Source organism: Actinomyces sp. 432 (assembly GCF_009930875.1).
Lineage (GTDB): Bacteria > Actinomycetota > Actinomycetes > Actinomycetales > Actinomycetaceae > Actinomyces.
In genome coordinates, this window is the sequence record NZ_CP025249.1 from 866,954 (window position 1) to 886,517 (window position 19,564).

14 protein-coding genes and 2 pseudogenes are annotated in these 19,564 nt (G+C 68.6%); 10 read left to right on the forward strand and 6 right to left on the reverse strand.

Translation table 11 applies throughout. From position 1 onward, the window contains the following. Positions 1 to 103: 103 nt before the first annotated feature. Positions 104 to 1,099, reverse strand: a complete 996-nt coding sequence (locus tag CWT12_RS03545) for an acyl-CoA thioesterase (protein WP_161923735.1) — start codon at positions 1,097 to 1,099, stop codon at positions 104 to 106. After that, positions 1,096 to 2,793, reverse strand: a complete 1,698-nt coding sequence (gene ptsP, locus CWT12_RS03550) for a phosphoenolpyruvate--protein phosphotransferase (protein WP_161925269.1) — start codon at positions 2,791 to 2,793, stop codon at positions 1,096 to 1,098. The genes CWT12_RS03545 and ptsP overlap by 4 nt, the downstream gene beginning before the upstream one ends. Before the next feature lie 279 nt (positions 2,794 to 3,072). On the opposite strand from ptsP, the gene CWT12_RS03555 reads away from it, so the two are divergent. Both CWT12_RS03555 and malQ read left to right on the forward strand, forming a co-directional pair. After that, the gene (locus CWT12_RS03555; protein WP_161923736.1) at positions 3,073 to 3,303 is read left to right on the forward strand and encodes a glucose PTS transporter subunit EIIB; all 231 of its coding nucleotides are present in this window, start codon (positions 3,073 to 3,075) and stop codon (positions 3,301 to 3,303) included. Positions 3,304 to 3,592: 289 nt separating this feature from the next. After that, a complete protein-coding gene (malQ, locus tag CWT12_RS03560; protein WP_161923737.1) occupies positions 3,593 to 5,752 on the forward strand; it encodes a 4-alpha-glucanotransferase in 2,160 nt (719 codons plus the stop codon). A 59-nt stretch (positions 5,753 to 5,811) separates the two neighbouring features. Here malQ and CWT12_RS03565 read toward each other — a convergent pair whose 3' ends face one another. Continuing rightward, entirely contained in the window at positions 5,812 to 6,273 is a 462-nt protein-coding gene (locus CWT12_RS03565) for a PTS sugar transporter subunit IIA (protein WP_161923738.1), read from the reverse strand. A 117-nt stretch (positions 6,274 to 6,390) separates the two neighbouring features. After that, positions 6,391 to 8,979 carry an aminopeptidase N gene (gene pepN / locus CWT12_RS03570; protein ID WP_161923739.1) on the reverse strand — a complete coding sequence of 863 codons (2,589 nt, stop codon included), beginning with the start codon at positions 8,977 to 8,979 and terminating at the stop codon, positions 6,391 to 6,393. Between the two features lie 529 nt (positions 8,980 to 9,508). On the opposite strand from pepN, the gene CWT12_RS03575 reads away from it, so the two are divergent. From CWT12_RS03575 to CWT12_RS03605, 8 genes and pseudogenes are all read left to right on the forward strand, one after another. Beyond that, positions 9,509 to 10,654 carry an MFS transporter gene (locus CWT12_RS03575; RefSeq protein WP_272927774.1) on the forward strand — a complete coding sequence of 382 codons (1,146 nt, stop codon included), beginning with the start codon at positions 9,509 to 9,511 and terminating at the stop codon, positions 10,652 to 10,654. A 140-nt stretch (positions 10,655 to 10,794) separates the two neighbouring features. Next, positions 10,795 to 11,691 carry a DeoR/GlpR family DNA-binding transcription regulator gene (locus tag CWT12_RS03580; protein WP_161923740.1) on the forward strand — a complete coding sequence of 299 codons (897 nt, stop codon included), beginning with the start codon at positions 10,795 to 10,797 and terminating at the stop codon, positions 11,689 to 11,691. Between the two features lie 77 nt (positions 11,692 to 11,768). Further along, positions 11,769 to 12,049, forward strand: a pseudogene (locus CWT12_RS14645) (alcohol dehydrogenase catalytic domain-containing protein); the annotation flags it as partial. A gap of 316 nt (positions 12,050 to 12,365) precedes the next feature. After that, positions 12,366 to 12,761, forward strand: a pseudogene (locus tag CWT12_RS13380) (zinc-binding dehydrogenase); the annotation flags it as partial. A 183-nt stretch (positions 12,762 to 12,944) separates the two neighbouring features. Continuing rightward, positions 12,945 to 13,772 (forward strand): class I fructose-bisphosphate aldolase, encoded by an 828-nt coding sequence (locus CWT12_RS03590; protein WP_161923741.1) that lies wholly within the window; start codon positions 12,945 to 12,947, stop codon positions 13,770 to 13,772. 42 nt (positions 13,773 to 13,814) lie between these two features. Beyond that, positions 13,815 to 14,918, forward strand: a complete 1,104-nt coding sequence (locus tag CWT12_RS03595; RefSeq protein WP_161923742.1) for an FGGY-family carbohydrate kinase — start codon at positions 13,815 to 13,817, stop codon at positions 14,916 to 14,918. Positions 14,919 to 15,010: 92 nt separating this feature from the next. Further along, the gene (locus tag CWT12_RS03600; protein ID WP_161923743.1) at positions 15,011 to 16,021 is read left to right on the forward strand and encodes a 2-hydroxyacid dehydrogenase; all 1,011 of its coding nucleotides are present in this window, start codon (positions 15,011 to 15,013) and stop codon (positions 16,019 to 16,021) included. Continuing rightward, complete coding sequence (locus CWT12_RS03605) at positions 16,018 to 17,121, forward strand: glycerate kinase family protein (RefSeq protein ID WP_161923744.1); 1,104 nt, start codon at positions 16,018 to 16,020, stop codon at positions 17,119 to 17,121. Before CWT12_RS03600 ends, CWT12_RS03605 begins: the two co-directional genes overlap by 4 nt. A gap of 51 nt (positions 17,122 to 17,172) precedes the next feature. Here CWT12_RS03605 and CWT12_RS03610 read toward each other — a convergent pair whose 3' ends face one another. Further along, the gene (locus tag CWT12_RS03610) at positions 17,173 to 18,270 is read right to left on the reverse strand and encodes an LCP family protein (protein ID WP_161923745.1); all 1,098 of its coding nucleotides are present in this window, start codon (positions 18,268 to 18,270) and stop codon (positions 17,173 to 17,175) included. Positions 18,271 to 18,287: 17 nt separating this feature from the next. Beyond that, complete coding sequence (locus CWT12_RS03615) at positions 18,288 to 19,259, reverse strand: hypothetical protein (RefSeq protein ID WP_161923746.1); 972 nt, start codon at positions 19,257 to 19,259, stop codon at positions 18,288 to 18,290. Positions 19,260 to 19,564 lie beyond the last annotated feature (305 nt).

Genomic DNA, 19,564 nt, shown 5'->3' on the forward strand with positions numbered 1-19,564 from the left:
TGTGCAGCGCGCGCGGGACCGAAGTCTGTAAGCGATCCGCAAATGAGCGAAGAAGTCGGTAACAGGGGCACGACCGGCGCGCAGTGAGCGGGCGCGTGCGGCTTCAGGCGGTGGCGTCCGGGATCGGCCCGCCGTCGTCTCCTTCTGCTACACGAATCGCCCAGTCGCCGCTTCCGTGCGCCTCGGCGGTGGGGGTGCGGATCATGCCCTCCTGGGCGATGGAGGAGACCAGTCGGCCCGCGGAGTCGAACACCTCCGCGCGGGCCATCGAGCGTCCGCCCTGAGAAGTGGGGGAGTCCTGAACGAACAGCAGCCAGTCGCCGGCATCCACATCGCGGTGGAACCACTGGGCGTGATCCAGGGTTGCCAGGCTCATGCCCTCACTGCGCCAGGACAATCCCTGACTACGCAGCGCCGGCTCCAGCATGACCTGGTCGCACATATAGGTCAGCAGCGCCCGATGCACCGTCTGAGTGGTGCTCGGTGGAAGTGCTCCGCGCGATCGCACCCACAGATGCTGCCGCCCCTGTACGCGCTTGCCCGGGCGCAGGTAGATGTTGCCTTCCACGTGCCTAATGTCGAAGGCTGTAGTGCGCCCCAGGAACTTTGCCACCGGGTGATCAATGGAGCGGAAGATCTCCAAGGCGCTGACCAAGTCATCCGGCCGCGGCACGTCGGGCGCCGCCAGCTGCACCTCTGTGCCCTCCTGCTGCTCCTGGAATGAGGCGACCATGGTCAGGATCGGCACGCCGTCCTGTGTGGTGGTGGTGCGTCGCTGAGAGAACGAGCGGCCGTCGTGCATGCGCTCGACGTCGAATCGCAGTTGTTGCCCGGGCTTGCCGCCACGCATGAAGAAAGCATGCACCGAGTGGGGTTGGCGGGGACCATCACCGTCATCGACCATGGTGGCGGCCGCCGCGAGCAGGCCCTGGGCCACGACCTGCCCGCCGTAGATCCGTCCGGAGATCTGGGGGAGCGAGGAGCCGGTGAAGGCCTCAACCCCGTTCCCCGCGCCGGTCACCTCCTCCAAGGCGAGGATCCGCGTAACGGAGCCAAGTGGTTCGGTGCTGGCGGGGGGAACGGGGTATGGCCGTGTCAAAGACCGAGCTCCTCCAGAATCGGCAGTTCGGCGCGTACCGCCTGCCGGGCCTCATCGGCGGTCGCCGACGCCGTGGCGATGCCGGCCAGGCGCTGGCAATCGGCCAGGTCCACCGACTTCAGCACGGCGTCGACATCAGGCAGGGCACGTGCGGTCATGGACAGGCTGGCCACGCCTAGGCCCACCAGCACCGTCGCAAGCGCCGGATCGGCGGCGGCCTCACCGCAAACGCCGACCGGACGACCGTGCGGGGCGGCGCCGTCACAGGCCTGCTTGATCAGGCGCAGCACGGCAGGCTGCCAGGCCGTGGACAGGTCCGCCAGCGAGGACAGCAGTCGGTCCGCCGCCATGACGTACTGGGTCAGGTCATTCGTGCCGATCGAGGCGAAATCGGCGTGCTCGAACATCTTGTCCGCCATGATTGCGGCCGAGGGCACCTCAATCATCATGCCGGCAGTCTGCAGGCCGTAGGAGCGGGCCTTCTCGGTGAAGGCCTTCGCCTCCTCCGCTGTGGAGATCATGGGTGCCATCACCCATACCTTGGCCTCGGTCTCGGCCTCCGCCTTGGCCAGTGCCTCCAGCTGGTGGTCGAGCACCTCCGGGTCGCGGCGCGTGGTGCGGTAGGCCCGTACACCTAGGGCCGGGTTCGCCTCGGTGGCATCGGTGAGGAAGGGCAGGGGCTTGTCTGCGCCGGCGTCGAGCGTGCGCACAACCACTTTCTTCCCGGGGAAGGCGGCCAGCACGGCCTTGTATGCCTCAACCTGCTCGTCGACGCTCGGCTCCTCCGGCTGATCCAAGAAGCAGAACTCGGTGCGGAACAGGCCCACGCCCATGGCGTTTGCCTCCGCTGCCGAGCGGGCGGCAGCACCGTCACCCACGTTGGCGAGCAGCTGCACCTCGTGGCCGTCCTTGGTGGCGCCGTCGCCGTTGAACACGCGCACGCGGCTGGCCAGTTCGCGGGCGCGGCGCAGCTGGTCCTCGCTCGGATCGAGGACGATCGTTCCCTTGGTGCCGTCCACCAGGACGATGTCACCATCGGAGAGCTGGTCGGTGACCTCGGCGCCGGTACCTACGATCGCCGGCATGCCCAGGGCGCGGGCGAGGATGGCGGTGTGCGATGTGGGACCGCCCTCGGAGGTTACGAAGGCCACGACCTTCTCCGGGTCCAGCAGGGCGGTGTCTGCAGGGGCGAGGTCCTCGGCTACCAGTACGAAGGGCTCCGGCAGACGGGGGATGCCGGGCATCGGCGAGTCGGTCAGCACCGCGACGATGCGGTCGCGGACATCCTGCACGTCACGTGTGCGCTCTGCCATGTAGCCGCCCAGGGACTCCAGCATGGAGGCGAGGGTGCCAGCGGCCTCCCAGACGGCGCGCTCGGGCACGAGGCGGCGCTCACGCACCATCGCCTGAGCCGAGGAGGTCAGCGTGGGGTCGGCTGCCATCTGGGCAGTCGTCTCCAGGAGCGTGCGGCCATCACCCTTGGCCTCGGCGGCGGAGAGCTCGAGACCCTTCTTGACTGTCTGCGCGGCCGCGGCGATGCGGTCGCACTCCTTGTCAATGTCGCGGCTCGGATCCAGGGTGGCGATCTCGGGCTCGGTGATACCGGGTGCCATGCGGGCGACGGGTCCGGCGACGAGTCCGGGGCTCACGCCAATGCCGGTCAGAGGGGTTGGGGTTGCGGCGGACGGGGCCATACGGTGCTCCTCAACAGCGATGGAGACGGGTGTCATGACTCATTGTGCACCGAGTCTGTGCTTCGGGGAGCGATTCTGCCATTGGATGAATGACGATTGACACCCTGGGCTCGGCCCTGGAGTCGGACGGACAGCACTCTACGGCTTCACTTGTGTTCCCCTAAGGCGCGGCCTCGGGCGGCGACGCCCGCTCTGCGTGGGCCGGGAGCTGAATGCGCCCGCTGCGACCGCGAACTGCGATAAAGTGATGTCGAGCACGAGGTACTACGAGGAGCACGCATGAGCACTGCAGCCGAAATCGTCGCCGGCCTGGGCGGGCGCGAGAACATTTCCGACCTGGAGCCCTGCATCACTCGTCTGCGGGTTGAGGTTGTTGATCAGGAGAAGGTAGACGAGGAGGCGCTGCGCGCCACCGGTGCGTTCGGGGTGGTCCGCTCCGGCCGGGTGGTTCAAGTGGTGGTGGGTCCCACAGCGGACACGATCGCCCAGGAGATTGCTGAACTCGACTGACGGCGGGCCTGCCCGGCGGCCGTGGCGAGCGGGCCCGGCCGCCCGCGGCGGCCCGCGTGGGGCTGGGACTGCCCGGCTAGGTGAAGCGGGCGCCGCCCGGCGTGGGCGACTGGCATTGGCGCCGAACGTATGAAACGCTTTCTGCAAGAGATGTTCCCGCCCGCCGCGTCGGCCGCGCAGCCGCTCGGTTGAGCCGGTGGGGTATCACTTGAAAGCAACTTCCCGCGCCCCAGGTAACCGGGGACGCCCCCTCGCGCGCACGCGCGACCGAGCACTAGGCTGAACCGCAATGACCGAATCGACCGCCGCATCCGACCTTCCTGACGAGCGTCTCAAGCAGCTCGCCGAGGCCCACGGGGTCTCCACCGAGTACTGGGACTTCCATGGCAATCTCGCTGCCCCGTCGCGCACCACGCTGGTGGCTGTGCTGGCAGCACTAGGCGTAAAGGCCGATACCGCGCAAGAGGTTGAAGAGGCGCTGCGCGAGGTTGAGATTGCCCCGTGGCGCCGGACCCTGCCGCCTACCGTGGTGGTGCGCGCCGGCACCCAGGCAACTGTGCCGGTGCACATGCCCGAAGGCGCTCATGTCCAGATGCACATCATCCTGGAGGAGGGCGACACCCTGCAGCTGCTGCAGGCGGATGACTGGACCGCGCCGCGGGAGGTCGATGGTGCCACCATCGGGCAGGCATCCTTCGTTATCCCCGAAGACCTGCCGTTGGGCTGGCACACGATCGTCGCGGAGATCGACGGCTCCGACGAGCGCGGACACTACCGTGCAACCGCCGCGCTCGCGGTGGCCCCGGACCACCTGGACCTGCCCGCGTCCCTGGGCGGCCGGGGCTGGGGGGTCATGGCCCAGCTGTACTCGATTCGCTCCCGCGACTCCTGGGGAGTCGGCGACGCGGACGATCTGACCGAGCTGGTCGGTTTCCTGGGCGACGAGGGAGCAGACTTCCTGCTGATCAACCCTATGCATGCCGCCGAGCCGGTGGGTCCGATGACGCCCTCGCCGTACCTGCCGGTCACGCGGCGCTTCGTCAACCCCATCTATATCCGGCCGGAGAACATCTTGGAGGTCTCCCGGTTGTCCGGCCCGCGGCGCTCGCTGGTGCAATGGGCCCACGAGGAGGTCGCGGACGCGAACCTGACCGCAGACGCCATTGATCGTGACGCCGCATGGAAGGCCAAGCGCGAAGCCCTGGAAGTGATTTTCGCCGCCGGTCGCTCCCGGTCCCGGCAACGCGACTTCGAACGCTTCCGCCAGGCCCAGGGGCAGGGGCTGGAGCGCTTTGCGCTGTGGTGCGCGCTCATGGAGAAGTACGGGAACTTCGAGGACTGGCCGGACAACCTTAAGGACGCCTCCAGCGCTTTTGTGGCCAATGAGGCGCGTACCCTCGCGGACCGCATAGACTTTTACGCCTGGCTGCAATGGATCGTCGATGAGCAGCTGGCGCGGGCCCAAGCCGAGGCGAAGGCCGCCGGCATGAGCCTGGGCCTGATGGATGACCTGGCGGTCGGCGTACACCCCCGAGGCGCGGACGCCTGGGCCGAGCCGGAGGCCTTTGCGGCCGGCGTCGGCGTCGGCGCCCCGCCGGATATGTACAACCAGCTGGGCCAGAACTGGTCCCAGCCGCCGTGGGACCCGGTCCGGCTGGCGGAGACCGCCTACGCGCCGCTGCGGGACATGGTCGGCACCGTGCTGCGGCATGCCGGGGCTCTGCGTATCGATCACGTCATCGGGCTGTTCCGCCTGTGGTGGATCCCGGACGGCCTGCGCGCGGACCAGGGCGCATACGTGCGCTACGACCATGAGGCGATGATCGGTGTGCTCCTGCTGGAGGCGCACCGGGCGGGCGCCGTCATCATCGGCGAGGACCTGGGCACGGTGGAGCCGTGGGCGCGCGAGTACCTGGCCAGCCGGGGCGTGCTGGGCACCTCCGTGCTCTGGTTCGAGAAGCAGGAGGAGGACGGCTGGCCGCTGGAGCCGGGAGCGTACCGGCACCTGTCCCTGTCTACGGTCAACACCCACGACTTGCCGCCCACCGCCGGATATCTCGCGGATGAGCACGTGGCACTGCGCGAGCGGCTCGGGCTGCTCACGGAGCCGGTCGACCAGGTGCGCACCGAGGCCCGTATCGAGCGGGAGCGCATGCTCAGCCGCCTGCGCGAATACGACCTGCTGAGCGAGGACCCCTCCGAGCGGGAGACCGTCGAGGCGCTGTACCGCTATGTGGTCCGCACGCCGTCGGCCCTTGTAGGGGTCGCCCTGGTTGACGGCGTGGGCGAGCGCCGCGCGCAGAACCAGCCCGGCACGGATCAGGAGTACCCGAACTGGAAAATGCCTCTTGCGGACGGCTCGGGAGAGGTTGTCCTGGTAGAGGATCTGCCGAGCAACGTGCGTCTTGCCAGTCTGCTTACCGCCGTGCGCGAGGAGTTTCGTCGCTGATCCCGGCCGCCGCCCGCGTCGAAATCGTGGCGGCGGTCGGTCAGGACCGGATGCACCGGTCAGGCCCAGGTGAATAGGGCCTCGCCCGCATCCACATGGGTACGGGCGGCGGCCTGGGCTATCTGAGCGGCGTCAGCCTGGAGGGCTACGACCGGGACGATCGGACTGCGGCCGCCGGCGGCGACGGCGCTCGGGCACCAGGTGACCACCGGGTCGCCTACGGTTACGGCATCGCCCTGCTCAACCAGAAGCGTGAAGCCCTCCCCTTCCAGCTGCACGGTGTCCAGGCCCAGGTGTACCAGGACACCGCGCCCGGAGGTGTCAGCCACGATGAAGGCATGGGGGTGGATCTTGGTGACTCTCCCGCTGACCGGGGCCAGCGCGGTCACGTTCCCACCGTCGGCGGGATCGGGGTCGACGGCGACTCCGGGACCGAGCATCCCGGCGGCAAACACCGGGTCCGGCACATCGCTGAGCGCGATCACGCGACCAGCAAGAGGGGAGTGGATCAAGGTGTTCATCAAAGCTCCTTCGTGCCTTCGTGAGTGTTGTCCGGTACCAGTAGTGGGCAAGGGGCCCGGTTCCGCCGTTCGTCATGCCGAGCGCGGAACCGGGGCCGCCCGTTCAAGCGAACGTGTTCACTCGCCCGCGTGTCCCCGGGCCTGGACTCGCATCACCCTGAGGGTGTCGTCGAGGTTCTCGCTCACAATCCGGCGGAAGGCGGCGGGAGCATCGATGTGAGCGGCCAGCCAGCCCTCCAGAGCGGCGGCCGGGTCGACGCCGGGCAGCCCCACGGTGGTGGTAGACCACAGTCTGGCCAGCAGATTCTCGGCCATGTGGAAGGTGCGCGAGCTCCAGATGCCGTCTGCCTCCCTGACGTACTCCGAGACGTAGGGGGCCAGCAGCTCGGGGTTGCGCTCGACCATGTTGAAGCCGGCGAGCATCTTCACCTGAGTCTCATTGGGCAGGGAGGCGTTGTCCACCAGCTCGCGCCAGGCTGCCGCCTTCGCCTCCGCGGTGGGAACGGCGGCCCGCGCCTGGGCGGCGCGCTCACGGCCCGTGGTTGTACGGTCGCGCGCCTCCTCGGCGGCGATCTCCGCCTCGCCGCAGCGGCCGGCGGCGACCAGCCCCACCAGCAGCTCCCAGCGCAGGTCCTGGTCCACCACCAGGCCCGGCAGGGGTGCCGACCCGGCCAGCCAGGCGGCGACGGCGTCGAGCTGGTTGCTGGTGACGGCATGAGCGGCGACGGCGCGCACCAGCTGTAGCTGGGTGTCGCTGCCGGCCTCGGCGGCGCGTGCTAGGTCCAGCAGCGTGTCAGTGGTCGACGCAGCCGCTTCCCGACGCTCGGCCGGGGGCAGGTAGGCCGACAGGCAGGTCGCCACCCGCGCCAGCAGCCCCTGCACTACGCTGGAATGCGTCTCGGCACGCAGTGCTCGCAGCGCGGCGGCCAGGAAGTCGACGGCCGGCAGCTCGCCGTCGCGCACCATGTCCCAGGCGCTGGCCACCAGCACCGAGCGTGGCAGGGAGGTGGTGAAGGACTCAACATGCGCCAGCCCGGTGGCGAGCGAGGCGGCGTCCAGGCGCACCTTGGCGTAGGTCAGGTCCTCATCGTTCAGTAGGAGGACATCAGGGCGTACGGTGCCTACCAGCTCGGCCACCTCGGTGCGCGCCCCGGCGACGTCGAGCTCAATGCGTCCGGTGCGCTCCAGGGCGGCCGGGGCCTGGGACCCGAGGGCGTAGGAGCCCAGCACCACGCGGTGGGGGCGCAGCGAGGCCGGCGAGCCTGCCGGAATCTCCTGCACGATCGCGGCGGAGGTGAGCACGCCGTCGGCATCGGTGTCCAGCTCCAGGCGCAGTGTGGTCACACCCGCTTCCTGCAGCCAGACCCGGGTCCAGGCGGACAGGTCGCGGCCGGAGACTTTTTCCAGCTCGCCAAGCAGGTCGGCCAGAGTGGCGTTGGCGTAGGCGTGGGCCGCCAGGTAGTTCTTGATGCCGGCGAAGAATGACTCGCGTCCCACATACGCCACCAGCGCGGACAGCACGGAGGCGCCCTTGGCGTAGGTGATGCCGTCGAAGTTGACCTCCACATCGTGCAGGTCGTTGATCTGCGCGGCGATCGGGTGGGTGGAGGAGAGCTGGTCCTGGTTGTACGCCCAGTTCTTCTCCAGCACCTGGAAGGTGGTCCAGGCGTCGGTCCAGCGGGTGGCTTCGGCGACGGCGAGCGTGGAGCAGTACTCGGCGAAGGACTCGTTCAGCCACAGGTCGTCCCACCACTTCATGGTGACCAGGTCCCCGAACCACATGTGTGCCAGCTCGTGCAGGATGGTCTCGGCGCGGCGCTCGACGCGTGCCTGCACGGGGCGGGAACGGAAGATGTAGTCGTCGCGGTGGGTGACGATGCCGGCGTTCTCCATCGCGCCGGCGTTGAACTCGGGCACGAAGGCCTGGTCGTACTTGCTGAAGGCGTACGGAGTGCCGAATAGCTCCTCGTAGTAGGCGAAGCCGTTCTTGGTGATCGACAGGATCTCCTCGGCGTCCATGAACTCCGCCAGGCTCTTGCGGCAGTACACGCCCAGGGGAATGTTGCGGCCGTCGGCGGCCGTGTAGACGTCGGTGGTTCCCGTATAAGGGCCAGCCACGATCGCCGTGATGTAGGAGCTGATGCGCTCGCTGGGCGTAAAGGCGAAGGTGTGTGTGCCGACGGCGGCCGGCGTGGGTACGGGCGTGGGGGAGTTGGACAGCACCGTCCAGCCCTCGGGCACGGTGACGGTGAAGCGGAAGGGGGCCTTCAGATCGGGCTGCTCGAACACGGCGTACACGCGGCGGGCGTCGGGCACCTCGAACTGGGTGTACAGGTAGGTCTCGCCGTCAGCCGGGTCGGTGAAGCGGTGCAGGCCCTCTCCGGTGTGCATATAGGCGCAGTCGGCGACCACGGTCAGCTCGTTGTCCGCGCGCAGGTCCGCCAGCGCGATACGCGAGTCGGCGAAGACCTGCTGCGGGTCGAGCTCGTTCCCGTTGAGTGTCACCGCGTGCACTGCCGGGGCGATCAGGTCGATGAAGGTGGACGCCCCCGGGGTGGCGGTGAAGCGGACCGTCGTGGTGGAACGGAAGGTGGCGTTGGCGGAGTCCGCGGCGCCGGACAGATCCAGGACGACGTCGTAACTGTCGGCGGAGACGACGGCGGCGCGCGCCACCGCCTCCTCGCGGGTGAGGTTCTGACCGGGCACGAAAGCTCCTTCAGTCGTATTGGCAGATGCTCTGGGAACCGCGGTGTGAGCCGCGAGTCCCCGGGCGATTGTCGCATCGACGGCCTGGGGCCGGAAATCGGAGCATGCGACGTGGGTGCACGTGGGCCGCCTGTGTGGGGAGGGGCGGGAGCGACGGCGGTTATCTGGGGCTAAAGGCCCATCTCAAGCCGCAGTAGATGATCGAATCGTTCAATATGGTGATCGATATGATCGAACGACTTGACCGGCGTGCCGGAAGCGAGCGTGCTTAAGGTATCAGATGATCGAACCGATCATTTTATGGCTCTCGCATGAGAGAACCGCTCAGTTTTGAGGTACAAGGAGGTATCCATGACAGCAGCAGCTACGCCCGTGCGGCGGCAGGGCAAGACCAACTGGCGTTGGGTCGTCGCCGTCGTTTGCGCCATCGGCCTGGCCATCAACTACATCGACCGCTCGGCGATCTCGGTGTCTCTGCCCTATATGACCAAGGACTTCCACATCACTCCCGGCGAGCAGGGGGCTCATCCTGTCGGCCTTCTGCTGGTCGTACGCGATCATGCAGATCCCCGCGGGCTCCCTGATCGACAAGTTCGGCGAGCGCGTCATGTTCGGAGCCTCGGTGTTCGTGTGGTCAGTGTGCACCGGCGCCACCTTCCTCGCCAGCAGCTTCGCCATGCTGTTCGGACTCAGGCTCGGCCTTGGCATTGGCGAGTCGGGCGCCTACCCCGCATCTGCAAAGACCGTCTCCCGCTGGTTCCCCCAGCGGGAGCGTGCACGCGCCACCTCCGTCTACGACTCCGGCGCGCGTATCGGCTCGGCCATCGTAACCCCGGTGATCGCCGGGATCATTGGACTGTGGGGCTGGCGGTGGGTCTTCCTGATCGCCGGTGTGCTCGGGATCCTGTGGGCCCTGGGCTGGTGGGCGCTCTATCGCCGTCCAGAGCTTGTCAGCTCAATCGGCGAGGAGGAGATGGCGGTTATCAACGAGGGCCGCGACGAAGAGGAGCGTGAGGCGGCTGCGGCCGGCACCGAGAAGGCCATCCCGGTACTCATCCTGCTGCGCAAGCGCGCCGTGTGGGCCATGATGATCGGCTTCTTCTGCGTGAACTTCGCGGTGACGTTCTTCCTGACCTGGTTCCCCACCTACCTGGTCGACGAGCGCGGCTTCGACCTGCTCAAGCTCGGAGCCTTCGGCGCGATCCCCCCGATCTGCTCCATCATCGGCTCGTGGAGTGGCGGCCTGATCAACGACGCATTGCTCAAGCGGGGCTGGTCGGTGACGCGCGTGCGCAAGACCTGCCTGGTCGTCGGGATGCTGTTGTGCGCCGTGATCGGCGGAGCGGCCTTCGTTCCCACCGCGGGACTGGCGCTGGCACTGATGTCGGTGTCCTACTTCGGCTCCGCCTTCACCATCGTGACCATCTGGTGCCTGCCCGCGGACTTCGTCCCGGCATCCACCGTCGGCGTGCTGGGCGGCACCCAGAACTTCTTCTCCAACATTGGATCCGCTCTCAACCCGATCGTCATCGGCTTCCTGTACGGCGCCACCGGTGCCTTCGGCCTGCCGCTGCTGCTGTCCGGCGCAGTCTCGGTCTTCGGCGCCCTGGTCTTCGCCTTCATGCTTCCCAAGGTCGAGCAGATCGACTTCTCCAGGGATGTGGTCGCGGTGTGAGGGCAGGGGCAGGAAACCACCCGGCGCGGATAGGCGCTAGTACAGCAGGCTGAACGGCGGGCTGGAGGGCCGGTACCGTGCGCGGCCCGGCGGAGACGATGCAACCCGATGCGACCACAATGACGAAAGGAGGTGGGACGATGCGGTCAGAAGCGATTCTCAACGACCAGGGAGGCACCATGGCCATCACCGTTCGCTCCAGCGTCACTGGCGAGCCCCGCACCAAGGGAGACCGGCGGCGGGCCCGGCTAGTCGAGCTGCTGGGCGAAGGCTCTGGCAGGAGTGCCTCGGTCAATGAGCTCGCGCAGGCACTGGATGTATCCGTGGTCACTATTCGTCGGGACCTGGCGCTGTTGGAGAAGAACGAAGTCATCTCACGCACCTACGGGGGAGCGTCGCTGGCCCCTGGGCGCAGTGAACTGACCATGGCGCAACGGCAGGTGAGCAACGTCGTCGCGAAGGAGGGGATCGCGCAGGTGGCGGTCTCCCTCCTCAGCGAGGGGGACCTGGTGATCCTCGACGCCGGCTCCACGGCGGAACGCATCGCCGCCGCCATCGACAACCGCTTCGAGCTCACCGTGGTCACCAACGGGCTGCGCTGCATCAACCGGCTCGTGGGGCAGGACAAGGTCCACGTGCTGGTGCTGGGCGGCAACCTGCGCGGCATCAACGAGACCATCTGCGGGGGCGATGCAGAGATGACCCTGTCCCGCATCTACGGCAACATCGCCTTCGTCGGCGCCGACGCCGTCAGTGCCGAGCGGGGCATCGCCTCGCGCACCTACGACCAGTCCCGGCTGAAGTCGATGATGCTGCGCCAAGCCTCCCAGGTGTACGTCATCGCCGACTCCTCCAAGCTCGAGGATGACACGGACTACCCCTACTGGTCCCCGCTGCCCCATGAATGGGGGCTCATCACCGACGCCGGCGCCTCGGCCGAGCAGATTGAGGCCCTTGAGGACCGCGGCGCCACCACCATTCTGCTCGCCGGCGAGCAGAACCAAGCAGACTCACTCAGTTTCAAGGAAGAACCATGACTAGCAAAACGACAGTCGTCCCGACCGTCGACTTGAGCGCCACCATGCGCAAGGCCGTACTGCACGCCGCCAACGACATGCGGATCGAGCAGGTGCCGATCCCCGAACTCCAACCGGGCGACGTCCTGCTGAAGGTGACCGGGGCCCTGCTGTGCGGCACGGACGTGCGCATCTACACCGGCCGTAAGACCCGCAATGTGACCCTGCCCTCCACGCTGGGGCACGAGTTCGCCGGCGAGGTCGTCGCCGCGAACGGTGACCTTCCCGACGGCGTGTCCATGGGTGACCAGGTCTGCGTCTACCCGCTGTACCGTGCGGGACCTGCTCCGCGTGCTCCAAGGGCCACCCCAACATCTGCCGCAACCGCGTCGCCTTCGGCTACCAGCTCGACGGCGGGCTGTCGCAGTACGTGCGGGTCCCCGCCCAGGCGCGCGAGAACCTGATTCCGATCAACAACGTCTCCGCCCTCGAGGCCGCCATCGTAGAGCCGGTCTCCTGCGCCCTGAACGGCCAGAACCTGGCCAAGGTGGCCGGGGCGGACACGGTCCTGGTGGCCGGCGCGGGGCCGCTCGGCCTGATCCACATCCGCCTGGCCAAGGCGCAGGGCGTACGCCAGGTCATCTCCGTGGAGCCCAACCAGGCCCGCCACGACATCGCCCCGCGCCTCCGGAGCCGACCTGGTGCTCGCACCATCGGACGACATCGCCGACCGGATCAGGGAATTCGCCCCCGACGGCATCGACGTGGTCATCATGGCGATCGGCCGCCTCGAGGCCATGACCCCCTACCTTGGGGTACTCGCCCCCGGTGCCCGCATCTCCGTATTCGCCGGCTTCAACTCAGAGGCCAGGCTCGAGTTCGTTGCCAATGACATTCACTACAACGAGTACGAGATCGTCGGCGCCTCCTCCTGCCGCCTGGAGAGCTTCCAGCAGGTCGCCCCGATGATCAACGACGGTCGGCTGAGGGTGGCCGACCTGATCGGCACGCAGCTCCCCCTAGACCGCGCCGTCGAGGCCATCGACCTGGCCGCCTCCGGTGCCGACATGCGCGTCGACGTCTGGGCCTGACGTCCGGCGACTCCTGCCAACCACCCCTCCGGCTCGCGTCCCCGACGCGAGTCCCGGCCAGCACACCCCTATTCGCCTCACTGGCTCAATTTCACCCGAGTGGCCCGGCACCGGGCCGGGCTTGCACATCCGCACACAACCCGAAAAACCCCGAAAAACCCCGAAAAACAAGGAGACAGAACCATGTCCGTCTACTCCATCAACCCCATCGGCACCACCCCCGCCCTCGGCCGCCAGCTGCGTATGCGCCGCCTGCTCGGCGCGGACGGGCGCATGATGTCCGTGGCCCTGGACCAGGCGGTTCCGCGCGGCGTCGCCCCGCGCCTGGCTGACATCAAGAACACCTTCAACCGGATCATCGAGGGCGAGCCCGACGCCTTCGCCGTCTTCAAGGGCATCGCCGGCCACCTGCTGTGGGACACCGAAATCACCGTCCTGCTCATCATCAAGGGCTCCACCTTCTGCGTCGACTTCCACCCCACCTACGACGCCACCGTCGCCTCCGTCCACGACGCCATCCGCCTGGGCGCCGACGCCCTGGCCATCGGCATATCCGCGGGCTCGGAGCACCAGGTCGCCATGCTGGAGATGATGTCCGCCACCACCGAGGAGGCCCACAAGTGGGGCATGCCGGTCATCTGCCACGCCTACCCCTCCGGCGAGCTGTGGGGTGACCGCAAGGGGTCCACCGAGTCCGTCATCTACGCGGCCCGGGCCGCCGCCGAGTGCGGCACCGATATCGTCAAGACCTGGTACACCGGCTCCGCCGCGGAGTTCAAGCAGGTCGTCGACGCCGTCCCAACGCCCGTGGTCGCCGCCGGCGGCGCCCCCGCCCCCAAGCCCATCAACGTGCTGGAGCAGGCCGCCGCGGTGATGGAGGCCGGCGGTGTGGGCATGACCTGCGGGCGCAACATCTGGCAGGCCGAGGACCCCGCCAAGATGGTGCGGGCGCTGCGCGCGGTGGTGCACGACGGCGTCGTCCCCTCCGAGGCTGTCAGGCTGCTGGACTGACGGCCGGCAGCGCCGCCAAGACGAGAGGATGACGGAGGTTCAATGATGAGCACATTCGTCGGAATCGACCTGGGGACCTCGGCCACCAAGGCCGTCGTCGGCATCGACGTCCACTGCCCGGTCGCCGTGCCTCTGGACGCGGCCGGGAGGGCCTGCGGACTGGGAGTGGTTTGGGACAACAACATCCTGCGCTACTACTTCAACCAGTTCTCGGATCAGCGCTCGGAGCAGGCGCTCGCGGCCACGGGGAACCACCCCTCGCAGTCGACCTTCATGGCCCTGGCTCACCCCTACCTGCGCAATCACGACGCCGACGCCTTCGCACGCATGGTCACATTCGGCATGGCCGGCACCTGGCTCGGCGCCCTGCTGACGGGCGAGACTGCACTGGACCCCACGCAGGCCTCCTACTCCGGCATCTTCAACACACTGGAGCCGGAGCGGGGATGGATCCAGGAGACCGTCGAGCTGCTTGGCATCGACCCGGACACGCTCCCGCCGGTCAAGCACGCGGTGCAGATCCTCGGCACGGTCACACCGCAGGCGGCCGCAGACTTCGGTCTGCCCGCCGGCATCCCCGTGTCGGTCGGCTCGGCCGACACCCCGGCGGCCTCCTACGCCCTGGGCACCAGGCCCGGCACCAAGCCCTTCTTCATCATGGGCACCACCCACGTGATCAACTCCTGCCTGGACGCTCCGGACACGCGTGCCACCGCCCTGCAGCGCTGCGGCAACCGGCCGGGGGAGTGGCTGATCAATGGGGTGACCAACGGCGGCGACGCCCTGGCCACCGGGGCGCTGGCGGCCGGCTTCGGCGAGGCCGGCGGCGGTGTCGCCGAGATGATCCGCACCGCCTACGACATCTCCCGCGAGGACGCGGTCACGGCACCGTTCTTCATCCCGCACGTCATGCGGGAGCGGGGGCCGCTGTGGTTCGAGGCGCCCTGCGCCCGGCTGGTGGATATCACCCGCGAGACGTCTCGCGCGCAGGTGGCCCGCGGCATCGCCGACGTCGTGCTGCCGGAGATCGTCTCCCGGCGAGTCAGCCCACGGCCGGACTGGGTGGCCATCAACGATGACCGCTGGGACGCCTTCCGCGCCTCCTGGACCGACGCGACCGGGCGCGAACCCCTGCCGGAGATCTGACCGCCCCGACCGCCCAACCCCATTTGTCACCCCTCACGAAAGGCAGTTCCATGACCACTTCAACAAATAGTGTGGAGGCTGTGAAGCCAACCATGTCTGTGTACGTCGCCCGGCTACTGACCGACGCCGTCACCCACGAGCTCGACTCCTACGCCGGGATCAGCTTCGACGTCGGCCGGGAGGCGCCGCCCGCCCGGGCGGAACTGCTGGAACGGGTGGCGGGAAAGGATGCCGCCATTGTCACGCTCACCGAGCGCATCGATGAGGAGTTCTTCACCGCCGCCGGTCCGAGCCTGAAGGTGGTGGCCAACGTGGCCGTCGGCTTTGACAACATCGACCTGGACGCCGCCGCCCGCCACGGGGTCACCGTCACCAACACCCCCGGCGTCCTGGACGGCGCCACCGCCGACCACACCTTCGCCCTGATTCTGGCGCTCGGTCGGCGCATCGTCGAGGCCGACCGCTTCATCCGTGAGGGCAACGACTGGGTGTGGGGGCCGCGCATGTTCGTCGGCCTGGACATCTCCGCCGGGGCAACCCTGGGCATCATCGGTCTGGGCCGCATTGGGCGGGCCGTGGCCAGGCGTGCCCGCGCCTTCGACATGCGCGTCATCGCCACCGACGCGACCCGGCCGCTCGGCAGCAGCGTCGACGGTGTCGAGATCGTCAGTCAGGAGGAACTGCTGGCCACCTCCGACGTGGTCACGCTGCACGTGCCGCTGCTGCCCTCCACGCGTCACTTGATCAACGCCGAGACGCTCGCTCTGATGAAGCCGGGCGCCTACCTGGTCAACTGTGCGCGCGGCGGCATCGTCGACGAGCAGGCGCTGATCGAGGCGATCGACTCCGGGCACCTGCGCGGAGCCGCCATCGACACCTTCGAGGGCGAGCCCCGCGTCAACCCCGAGCTGATCGCCCGGGAGCAGGTGGTGCTCACCCCGCACACCGCCAGCGCCGGTGAGGCGACGCGCGACCGCATGTGCCGCCTCGCCGTCGACAATGTCATTGCCGTACTGGCCGGGCGCGAGCCGCTCACCGAGGTCAAAGCGTCCTTACCAGGCTGCGGGCACCGCGTACACGAGACCGAAAGGACAGCACCATGAAGTTCGCACTGGCGCCCGACTCCTTCAAGGAGAACATGACGGCCCTGCAGGCCGCCCAGGCGATGGCGCGCGGTGTACTAGACGTGCATCCCGACGCCGAGACGGTCATGGTCCCCATGTCCGACGGCGGGGAGGGCTTCGTGGATGCGGTTACCGCAGCCTGGGGCGCCGAGCCCGTGGAGGTGCCCACCGTCGACGCCCTGGGGCGGCCCCTCCGCGCCGCCTACGGGCTCGATGGCGATCGCGCCGTCATGGATGTGGCCAGCTGCGCCGGCCTGGAGCTCATCGCCCCCGCCGACCGCGACGTCCTGCACTCCAACACCGCCGGGCTGGGAGTGCTCATCGGGGACGCCGTGGGCCGCGGGGCGCGACGCGTCATCCTGGGCATCGGCGGCTCGGCCACAAACGACGCCGGCCTGGGCATGCTCACCGCCCTCGGAGCGCGGTTGCTGGGTGAGCACGGCGAGGAGATCAGCCCCTACCCGGACCAGTTCGACCGCATCGTCGAAATCGACACCTCCGGGATGCTCCCGCAGCTCGCCCAGACCCGCTTCCAGGTGGCCTGCGATGTGACCAACCCGCTCACCGGCGCCGACGGCGCCACCGCCGTATTCGGCCCCCAGAAGGGCGTTAGCGAGGAGCTCGTGCCCATTCTGGATAGTGCCTTGGCACACGTGGCTCGCCTATCCGGCCACGAGCCGGAGGCGGCCACGCCCGGGGCGGGAGCCGCGGGCGGACTCGGCTTCGCCCTGCGGGCCTTCCTCGGCGCGGAGCTCGAGCCCGGAGTCGAGCTGGTGGCCCAGGCGGTCGGCCTCGCCGACGCCGTCGTCGGGGCGGACCTGGTGCTGACCGGGGAGGGCTCGGTGGACGCCCAGACCCTGGCGGGCAAGACGCCCGCCGGGGTGGCCCGGCTTGCCGCGGAGGCGGGCGTGCCCTGCGTCGTCTTCGCCGGGCGCATCAAGGCCGGTGCTGAGAACCTGCTCTCCCACGGAGTCAAGAATCTGGTCAAGGTTGGTCCACCCGACGAGCCCCTGGAACAGGCCCTGCGCCACGGCCAGGAGAACCTGCGCCGCGCTGTCGGCGACTACCTGCGGCGCTGATACCCAGCCGGTGCGGGGCCGCCATGCGTGATTTCTACCGACCTGGGCGAGTCAGTCGGCGGGGGTGCAGGTGCCGGGGGTGTAGCCGTAGGCGGCCAGGGTCGCGTAGGTCTCGTCGGTCGGGGGCGCGGCGAAGCCGTCCCCGACCGGTCCCGCGGGGACCGTCACCAGGTTCACCCCGCTGTCCGCATCCGCCCCCATGGCGCCGCGCACGGTGCGGGCCAGGCGGGCCAGGTCGAGCAGCCCGGTGCCGACGTCGGTCCCGAGGTCTCCGGTCAGGGTCCAGGCGAGCGACTGCACCGCCAGGGGGTTGTGTGCTCGCTCCAGCATCCCTGCCAGTACAGCGCGCATGACGACGCCGGTGAAGCGGCTGCGCCGCTCGGCGCCCTCCTGCTCTGATAGTGCCACCCACTGCCCATCGCGCAGGACCTCCGGATGGCGTGAGCGCACGAGTGCCAGGGTATCCACACCGCTCAGATGCTGCGTGCCCGCGGTCTCGATCTGGAGTCCCGAGTAGGCGTCGCGTACGGGCTCGTCGACCTCGACGTCGACCCCGCCCAGGGTGTCGACGATGTCGGCGAACTGGGCCATGTCGACCGTGACTACGTGGTCGGTGGACACACCGAAGGCGGAGCAAAGGGAATCGACGGTGTGCTGTGGCCCTTGCAGGAAGGATGTGGCTAGGCGCTCGTCGAACATCTGCCCCTGTGCCACGGTCAGGTCGCGTGGCAGCACCAGCACGTTTACTTCGGAGGCGGCCGGCTGGACCAGCGCGACGACGTCGGCGCGCGCTCCCTGCCCCGCTTCTTCCACGCTGCCGTAGCGGTCGGGGCCTTCGGGCACCGCAGTGCGCGAGTCCGTGCCGATCACCAGCCAGGTCTCCGCCTGGGGGAGGGTGCTGCCGTCGGCGGTGGCGCTGCTTGCGCCCAGCTGCCGAGGCATGTCCACGTCGAAGCGGTCCATGCGGGCATGCAGTAGACCCAGGTCACCGAGTCCCAGACCGAGCCCCAGGGACAGGACGGTGAGTATGACAGTGAGCGCGGGACGCCGGCGGGCATGTGCACGCAGTCGCGCCCACCAGGCTGAGAGCGCCTGGTGGGCGCGACTGCGAATACCGGCTGCCGCGGGCGAAGGCTCCGAGGGGGTCATCACCCGCAGACTAGCGCTCAGGCGTGCCGGCGGGTGTGCAGCAGCACGGCACCGCAGGTGACCAGGCCTGCCGCGAGGATGGACAGGGCCAGGCCATTCGCACCGGTCTTAGCCAGCTCCTGGCCGGAGGCCTTGGCCGGCGCCGTGACGGCCACGGTCGCGGCCGTGTCGCCGGCGACGGGCTGGGCGTTGGCGTCATCGTTCTGGGTGATGACATTGTCATCGCCGTTGGAGTCGTCGCTGCGGGCGGTCAGGCTGTAAACGCCGCCCGAGACGGTGATCAGCGCGGTGGAGTCGCCGCCCTCCCCGTAGCGGTCACCGGTCAGTCGCAGGACGTAGGTGCCGTCGGGGACTGAGGGAGCCGGGAAGGTCCCGGTGAAGTTCCCGTCGGAGTCGACGCTGCCCGAGCCGATCGTGGCCGCCGGGGTGGCGTCGGCGGACTCGGCGTCGGCCTGGTTGATCAGAACGGCGGTGGCGGTCTCGCCCGGGGTCAGGCCGGACGCCGTGATCTCGAAGGACTGCGCGCCGGCCTCGCCGGTGATGACGTACTCGCCCGAGAAGGAGGTGCCGTCAGGGATGATCTGCTCACCGGCGGTGTCACTCAGGGAGCCGCTGTAGTCCATGCACTGGGCGGCGATGTACCACGGGTCGGTGTTGGGGTCGGTGCCGAGCTCGGCAATGGCCTTGCTCAGGTCCAGGGTGGCGGTCCAGGTGCCGTCGGCCTGGGCGTCCACGGTAACCGGGGTGGAGAAGGCGGAGCCATTCTCGTCATTGGTCAGGGCCACGCTGACCTGGCCGGGGTTCTCTGCGTTTCCACAGCCGGAGCCGGTGACCGTCAGTGAGGAGGCCGGGTCCACGACGCGACTGGAAGGCGCGTCCAGCGTGAAGCCGTCCTCAGTGGTGTAAGCGAGTGCGGGGGTAGATACGGCCGTGCCGGCCACTACGAGAGCAGCGGCACCGGCGATGGTCAGTGAGCGTCCCAGACGCATAGATCCTCCAGATGGGATAGACGAGACACGGCGCGGGGCGGCGCCGGACTGCAACCACTCTCTCGCGAATCTCGTTTTGGAGACAAGCCCTACTCGTGTGATCTGTCTGTGATTCTGGACGGGTTTGTGACCACATGAGCCACATCAGTCACGAATCTGGGACGAAAATCCCAGGTTCGGCGGGTTCTGGGCGCGGGCTGATGGGTAGAACTCCCCATCACTCCGTCTCGCACACACTGTCTGTTCCGTCACTTCGTCTGGCCGTGGGCATCGCCGGGTCATCTACGGGCCATCGCCGGGATGTC